Source organism: Longimicrobium sp. (assembly GCF_036280135.1).
GTDB lineage: Bacteria > Gemmatimonadota > Gemmatimonadetes > Longimicrobiales > Longimicrobiaceae > Longimicrobium.
The window spans coordinates 1-4,187 of sequence record NZ_DASURI010000208.1 but is presented as its reverse complement, the minus strand read 5'-3'; the positions used below and the strand labels follow the sequence as shown (position 1 = coordinate 4,187).

The following is a 4,187-nucleotide window of genomic DNA, read 5'->3' as shown; positions in this document are numbered from 1 at the left end:
GGTGGCTTTCATCCCGTAGGGTGCGCGCAGTGCCGAATGACTCAGGATGACGCTTTTTTGCGGGGGAGCTCAGCCGACTCGGTACAGACTCTCGCGGCTACTCGCGCGGGTTCTCAAAGAGCGAGACGGACGACGTCTCGCCCATGGCCGTCGTCTGCACCATGCGAGAGCGGCCGTCCGGGTGGCGAAAGTCGATCATCCGCAGGCCGGGGAGGAATTCCGTGCTCTCGTCCTCCACCCAGCCGGCGGCGTCGCACTGCGCGCGAATGCGGGTGAGGGCATCGTCCAGGTCCGGGAGCGACCACCACATGACGGCCCGGTTGCGATCCGGCTCGTCGGCGCGCGCGTGCACGGACGCCTTGAGCCCGGGGAGGAACGGCAGGTCCGCCGGGTACGACGCGGGGCGGTCCTCCGCGGCCTCGAAGGTCGTCATCGTCATCCCCTCCGCGCCCTCGGCAATGTGGACGCGCTGGTCCACGCCGGGTTCGGGATTGAACTGCACCCGCACGTCGGCCCCGTCCACCACGACGGACTGGTCACGGCGTTCGGGATCCAGCATGGCGTCCAGCAGTGGCTGGGGGATGCCGTCCAGCGGGTTGGCGGTACTCATCTTCCGTCTCCTGATGCGGTGGATCGGCCCACCCCGCTCCCTACGCCGCCACACGTGCCCGCGTTTCATCCCCCGGGCGAGCCCTCCCGGCAGACCGCGCCGGGAGGGGAGAACCGCGTCCGTGTCAGGCCGCGCCGGCGGCGGCCCACGCCCGGCCGATGTACTCGAACATGCGCGGGTCCAGGCCCGTGCGGGCCTGCAGGTCCGGCTCGCCCTCGTACATGGTGCGCACGGCCTTGAGCGTGCCCGTGTCCGTGCCGGTGGTCTCGTGCACGAGCGCCTTCCAGCGCCGCGCCAGGGCCACGACGGGCTCGCTGGCCGGGTCCGCGCCGGCGTCCATCTGCTCGCGCACCTGGGCGATCAGGCGCGGCCACTCCGCTATCACCTCCTGCTGCCGGGCCGGGTCCAGCAACTCGCGGTGGCCGTCGATCTCGCGCATCTGCTCGGGGGTCAGGTATTTCTCGGACATCGTGATTGCCTCGATGGTCTGGATGAATTCGTCGACGGAGACCGTGCGCGCCGCGCGAAGGTGCGCGGCGATGGTCTCCAGGCGCCGCTGGATGCGCTGCCGTGCCCGGATCTGCTCGTCAACGCGGGCCAGGTGCAGCTCCACCACCCGCTCCAGCGTGAACTCCGGGCGCCGCAGGCACTCGGCGATCTCCTCCAGCGCAAAGCCCAGCTGGCGCAGCGACAGCACGCGCTGCAGCCGGTCCAGGTCGTCCGGGCCGTACAGCCGGTGCCCGGACGGCGTGCGCGCCGACGGCGTGAGGAGGCCGATCTGGTCGTAATAGCGCAGCATGCGGATGCTAAGCCCCGTCTGCTTCGCCAGCGCTCCCACCTTCCACATGATGACGTCCGGCTCGTGTTTTGGTGCGTTTGATCGTGGCCACGGCACAACGCTACACCCTCACACCGTGTGAGGTGCAAGCCCCCCGTTTCGGCGTATGCGAAAAAGCCCCGTCTCCACGAGGGAAACGGGGCTGATTGAGAGGATGGACGGACGGCGTCAGCTCATCGGTCCGCCTCGGCGTCCTCGCGCGACGCGACGGTCACGCCGAGCAGCGCGACGACGTCCATGGCCTGGCCGGGGTCCAGGATCACGCCGCGCAGGCGAGTGATCTCCAGCATGGCGCCGTCGATCTGCGAGCCGCGCAGGTCGGCGCCCTCGAGCTTGCAGTTGCGCAGGTCCGCCGTCCGCAGGTCGCAGTCGCGGAAGATGACGCCGCGCAGGTCCGCGCCGTCGAACGATGCGCCGCGCAGATTGCAGCGATCAAAGCGCGCGGCGGTAAAGCCGGCGTTGATGAACAGCGCCATCTCGGCGTTGGCGCCGGTGAACCGCGCATCCGTGAAGGTGGCGCGGTCGAACGAGGCGCCCACGAGACGGCATCCGTCCAGCTCCACGCGGGTAAGGTGCGCGCGGTCCCACGCGGTGCCGGCCATGTCGCATCCATCGAACCGCCCGTCCTGCACGGACAGGCCGCGCAGGTTGGCGCGGGCCAGGACCACGCGTTCCAGGACGACGCGCTCCAGCTGCACGTCCTTGGCGGACGCTTCGGTCAGGTCCACATCGCGGACGCGCACGTCCTCGTGCACGAACTTGCCCCGCAGGTCCAGCGCGGCCGCGTAGCCGTCCGTCTCCGGCGCCTCCGGCGGCGCGATCCGCACCGTCTTTCCCTTCTTGCCGCTACGCATCAGCCGAGTTCGGTCCGCGGTTCACTTTCGCACTTTCGCACTTTCGCACTGCCGTCAAAGCAGGTCCGTCCGGCGCGGCTGCGGCGTCGTCTGCTGCGGGATGCCGAGCAGAAAGTGCAGCTCGCGGCGCAGGCGGCGGGCCCAGGCGCGCTCGTTGTGCTGGCCGCCCATCTCCACCACGTACAGCAGGTCGTGGCCCGTCTTGTAGCCTTTTTGCGTCAGCAGCTCCTTGAGGCGGCGGACGTCGTGCAGCTCCTCGCTGCCTTCGCTGGTGCCCACGTCCAGGTACAGCCGCCCGGGGACGAACGGCCGGTCCTTGATGTACGGATAGATGCTGTGCCCCGCGAACCACAGCGCCGGGCTCATCACCCCCGCGAAGCCGAAGACGTCCGGGTGGCGAAAGAAGGCGTACAGGCTGATGAGGCCGCCCATGGACGAGCCCGCGATGCCCGTGCTGGCGCGCCCCGGCATCGTGCGAAAGTCGCGGTCGATGAGGGGCTTGAGCGTCTGGACGATCCAGTCCAGGTACGCGTTGCCCTTGCCGCCCTGGTCGTGCTTGCGGTCGCGCCAGGGGCTGTACTCGTTCAGCCGCTCCGGGCCCAGGTTGGGGATGCCGACGACGATGGCCTCCAGCCCGTCGCGGCTGGCGGCCTCCAGCGTCTGGTCCACCTCCCACTCCTCGCCAAAGCTCGTGGCGCGGTCAAAGAGGTTCTGCCCGTCGTGCATGTAGATGACGGGGTAACGCCGCTGCGAGCGGTTGTACGAGGGCGGCAGGTACACCAGGATGTCGCGCCGGTTGCCCAGCTGCGGGCTTTCCAGCTGCGCCAGCGCCTTCATGGTCCCCACGACCGTATGCTCCGGGCCGTCCGCCTCGCCCGGGTAGTCGATCCACTGCCCCGTCCAGTCGCCGTGCGCGTTGCCGTCCGCCGGCTGCGCATCCGCCGAAGCGTCGGCGGGCTGCGCTTCCGCCTGCGCCTGCTCCGGCGGGTAGATCCCGGAATCCGTCTCCATCGCCTGCGTCGTCTCGTCCGTCATCGCCATCCGTCGTATCCCGTTCGCCCGCGCCTGGTTCGGGGCGGAGCGCGCATTCACGATCCGTTCCGCCGGGCGGTCCATCGCCCAAACGGACGGCGCGGCCCCGGAGAGCCGCGCCGCGTTGCATCCTCGTCGAAAAATAACGCCATCCGCCGTCCCTCACCACCGCGCGCGGCGTGTTCAGCCGGTCAGGCGGTCCAGGATGGCAGGTCCCCAGTAGTAGCGGGTAAAGAAGTACGTGCCCAGCAGCAGAAAGCCCGTGGCGGCGGCCAGCACGCCCGCGGCCGCCATCCGCATGGCGGGCGTCGCCGTCACGCGCCGCGCGCCGATGAACGCCTGCGCCACGAGCAGGTTGGGGACATAGAACCAGAACGCCATCACGAGATCAAACGGGCCGCGAAAGTCGCGGGTGTGGCCGGCACCGTCCGTCAGCAGCAGCCAGAAGCCGTAGTCCATGCGGTACAGCCACGAGCCGATGGCCAGCGCGAACAGGCGCACGGCCCACGCGCGGTGCGCCTCCATGCGCCCGGCGCGGGCGTGGCGGACGGCCTGCACGGCCGCGAGCACCGTCAGCACGCCGTACAGGCCGAACCCCGCGTCCATCACCGGGCCGCCGATGGTGCCCTTGGTGGCGATGAACGTGAGCCCGCCCACGCCCGCCAGCACGGACGCGGCCGCGTACACGCGCCCGATCCAGCGGTGCAGCGCGGGCCAGCGGTCGCGCACGGCGCCGATGAGCTGGATGCACCCCAGGGCCAGGATGATGCCGCCCGCCGCGAAGTGCAGGCCAATGCCGGCGGTCGCCGCGGGCGTGTTGGACTGGTAGAGGCGCGGCAGCACGCGGTTCCAC

At 70.3% G+C, this 4,187-nt stretch carries 5 protein-coding genes; all 5 read right to left on the bottom strand.

Features of this window, described 5'->3' with window-relative positions; all coding sequences use genetic code 11:
• Positions 1 to 97: 97 nt before the first annotated feature.
• Positions 98 to 610: a hypothetical protein gene (locus tag VFZ20_RS06135; RefSeq protein WP_329682959.1), complete on the bottom strand. Its 513-nt coding sequence runs from the start codon at positions 608 to 610 to the stop codon at positions 98 to 100.
• A 124-nt stretch (positions 611 to 734) separates the two neighbouring features.
• Positions 735 to 1,457, bottom strand: a complete 723-nt coding sequence (locus VFZ20_RS06130; RefSeq protein ID WP_329682958.1) for a MerR family transcriptional regulator — start codon at positions 1,455 to 1,457, stop codon at positions 735 to 737.
• A 164-nt stretch (positions 1,458 to 1,621) separates the two neighbouring features.
• On the bottom strand, positions 1,622 to 2,302 hold the full coding sequence (locus tag VFZ20_RS06125; protein WP_329682957.1) for a pentapeptide repeat-containing protein: 681 nt from the start codon (positions 2,300 to 2,302) through the stop codon (positions 1,622 to 1,624).
• Positions 2,303 to 2,356: 54 nt separating this feature from the next.
• Positions 2,357 to 3,343, bottom strand: coding sequence for an alpha/beta hydrolase (locus VFZ20_RS06120; protein WP_329682956.1), 987 nt, complete (start codon positions 3,341 to 3,343; stop codon positions 2,357 to 2,359).
• Between the two features lie 174 nt (positions 3,344 to 3,517).
• Positions 3,518 to 4,187, bottom strand: a 670-nt coding sequence (locus VFZ20_RS06115; RefSeq protein WP_329682955.1) for a DUF2306 domain-containing protein, incomplete at its 5' end; no start/stop codon positions are given.

What these genes read in the sequence shown, in the direction of transcription:
- VFZ20_RS06135 (WP_329682959.1), bottom strand. Translation starts at nt 610, where the DNA reads ATGAGTACCGCCAACCCGCTGGACGGCATCCCCCAGCCACTGCTGGAC.
- VFZ20_RS06130 (WP_329682958.1), bottom strand. Translation starts at nt 1,457, where the DNA reads ATGTGGAAGGTGGGAGCGCTGGCGAAGCAGACGGGGCTTAGCATCCGC.
- VFZ20_RS06125 (WP_329682957.1), bottom strand. Translation starts at nt 2,302, where the DNA reads ATGCGTAGCGGCAAGAAGGGAAAGACGGTGCGGATCGCGCCGCCGGAG.
- VFZ20_RS06120 (WP_329682956.1), bottom strand. Translation starts at nt 3,343, where the DNA reads ATGGCGATGACGGACGAGACGACGCAGGCGATGGAGACGGATTCCGGG.